Annotated in this window: 2 protein-coding genes and 1 pseudogene; all 3 read right to left on the reverse strand. The window is 32.4% G+C overall.

Features of this window, described 5'->3' with window-relative positions:
- A pseudogene (locus tag KPL37_RS19260) lies at positions 1-193 on the reverse strand (2-hydroxy-acid oxidase); the annotation flags it as partial.
- A gap of 161 nt (positions 194-354) precedes the next feature.
- Positions 355-1,563 (reverse strand): electron transfer flavoprotein subunit alpha, encoded by a 1,209-nt coding sequence (locus tag KPL37_RS19265; protein ID WP_216151689.1) that lies wholly within the window; start codon positions 1,561-1,563, stop codon positions 355-357.
- Positions 1,564-1,619: 56 nt separating this feature from the next.
- Complete coding sequence (locus KPL37_RS19270; RefSeq protein ID WP_216151690.1) at positions 1,620-2,408, reverse strand: electron transfer flavoprotein subunit beta/FixA family protein; 789 nt, start codon at positions 2,406-2,408, stop codon at positions 1,620-1,622.
- Positions 2,409-2,674: the final 266 nt, after the last annotated feature.

A 2,674-nucleotide genomic window follows, 5' to 3' on the forward strand; every position in this document is an offset into this window, starting at 1 on the left:
ATGCATATTTCATAATCTTTGACACTTCATCAGTTGTAAGAACTTCAACTAATACTTCTGGCATTTTACTTATTCCACCCATCTCATCATGGCTGAAATCGTCATTTATATCGTCACCAGTAAACACTCTATCCTTATCTAATATAGACACTAAAAAATCTATATCCTTAGCATCAAGTTTTTTGTAACTCATAAAATTACCTCCTCGATTATTCATTTAGTAAAACCGCTAAATGGTCTCATTTAGTAAAACCGCTAAATGGTCTCATTTAGCAAAACCGTTCATTGATTTAGTAGCTTAACTAAATAATTTATTAGTTAAGTTAAATCTACAGGTTAATTTAAACTTAACGGTTAGCGAACACAGTACTCAGCTCCTGAATTTTTAATATTTTCAATTAATTGAGGAACTATTTCATATATGTCTCCTACTATTCCATAATGAGCTACATTAAATATAGATGCATTAGAATCTTTATTTATTGCAAATATACGCTCTGAACTATTCATTCCGGCTGTAAACTGAACTGCACCTGAAATTCCAAGAGCTATTATTAATTTAGGCTTTACTGTTCTACCAGAAAGACCAATTTGTTTTTTAGCATCAATCCAACCTGCTTCAATTGTTGGTCTAGTACCTGCAACTTGTGCATCGAGTAAATCTGCAAGTTCCTGAATCATAACAAGATCCTTTTCTGACTTTAAAGCTCTACCAACTGCAATAATTACTTCTGCATCTGATATATTTTCTTCAACCTCTTTATTGGTAACTTTTAATACTTCAATGTTCGATTTAAGTTTTGACTTATCCATTTCACAAATTGTAATTTTACCTTTTGGAATGCATAATTTTTCAGGGGCATTCATAACCTTATATCTTACTGTCGACATCTGAGGTCTATTGTTTGGGCATATAATTTGGGCCATAATATTACCACCAAATGCTGGTCTTATCTGTACAAGATCTGTATTTTCTTTCATCTTAAGTATTGTACAATCAGCCGTGAGTCCTGTTCTAAATCTTGCTGCAACTCTAGGGGCAAGGGATCTGCCAATAGTTGTTGCTCCAACAAGTAAAGATGATGGTTTTACCTTGTTTACAAAATCTTCAAATGCTGCTGTATAAGGCTCTATCCTAAAATCTTTAAGTTCCTCGTAGTCATATACAAATACTTCGTCAACACCATAATTAAGTAATTCCTTAGCCTTTTCCTTTATATCATGACCTATGAACACACAATACACTGGAAAATTAACAACAGCTGCAAGTTCTCTAGCTTTCCCGATAAGTTCCATTGTTACAGGATGTATAACTCCTTCTACATGATCCACATACACTCCTATACCCTTCCATAAACTCTTATCAACTTGAACTGCCTTTGTTTCAAGAAACTCCATTAAACCCACTGGACCTTTTTTAACACAAATCTTGCACATTTTACAGCCTGCATTAACTTCGATTTTTCCATCATTATATTCAATAGCCCCAAAAGGACAAACCTTTAATAATTCTTGAACATTGGATTCATTTACTTTCTCTTGGTGACAAATTAACTTACTCATTATAATTCCACCTTTCTTATATAACTTTTAATTCCATATATATATTTTTAAATTTTCTATACAAATTTCAAGTCTTTAAGCTTTGATGCTATTTTTAGACTAAGCTCTGCACCACTACCTGTCCATGTTTCACGATCATTATTTACATCTGGTGGGAATATTCTCTCAACCTGCGTTGGTGATCCATTAAGTCCATATTTCTTTTCATCTTTATCTTCAAAATCGTTTAATGTTATCATTTTTATTTCTCTATCTTTTGTAACTAACTTTTTCTTATAAGATGGAAGCCTTGGCTGATATATATCTTTATCTACAGTTAAGAGACATGGAAATTGGATCTCGGCTACTTCAATAGTATTTGCCATATCCATTTCTACAGTAATTGATTTTTCTTTTAATTCTACTATTTTTAAAACGTTTGCAATATGTGGTATGCCTAGGTATTCAGCCATTTCTGGTCCTACTTGAGCAGTATCACCATCAGTTGTCTGTTTTCCACATAATATAAGATCAAATTTACCCATTTTTCTTACCCCTTGAGAAATTGTATAAGATGTAGCTAGAACATCTGCTCCTGCAAACTTTCTATCAGAAATTAACGCACCTTCGTCTGCCCCCATCATATATGCTTCGCGTATAACATCCTTTGCTTGTGGTGGTCCCATGGTAATAACCTTTATTAATCCACCTTGCTTCTCTTTAATTTTAAGCGCAGTTTCTAATGCAAACAAATCAAAAGGATTCATTTTAGAATCTACACCATCTCTTTTTAAAACACCTGTAACTGGATCTACTTCAACATTCGAAGTTCCTGGAACCTGTTTTATGCAAACTAAAATTTCCATATGTTTATTCCTCCTACATTTTGTATAGAATTCTAAAAGCTCATTATTGGCTAGATGGTCTGACCACCTTTTAATTTATAATAACATACTATTCAAAATATTTCTACCATTGTTATTTAATTGTCAATGTTTATTTGTTTTTATTATAAAATATCTATGATCGAATTGTGATAATGTCTTATTATACCGAATTTGATTATGTCCCAAAAGGACTATAGTATAATAAAACCTCATGACTAAGAAATGAGGTGGACAAAATCAGAAAG

It is taken from the genome of Clostridium frigoris, from assembly GCF_018861865.1.
Classification (GTDB): domain Bacteria; phylum Bacillota; class Clostridia; order Clostridiales; family Clostridiaceae; genus Clostridium_AD; species Clostridium_AD frigoris.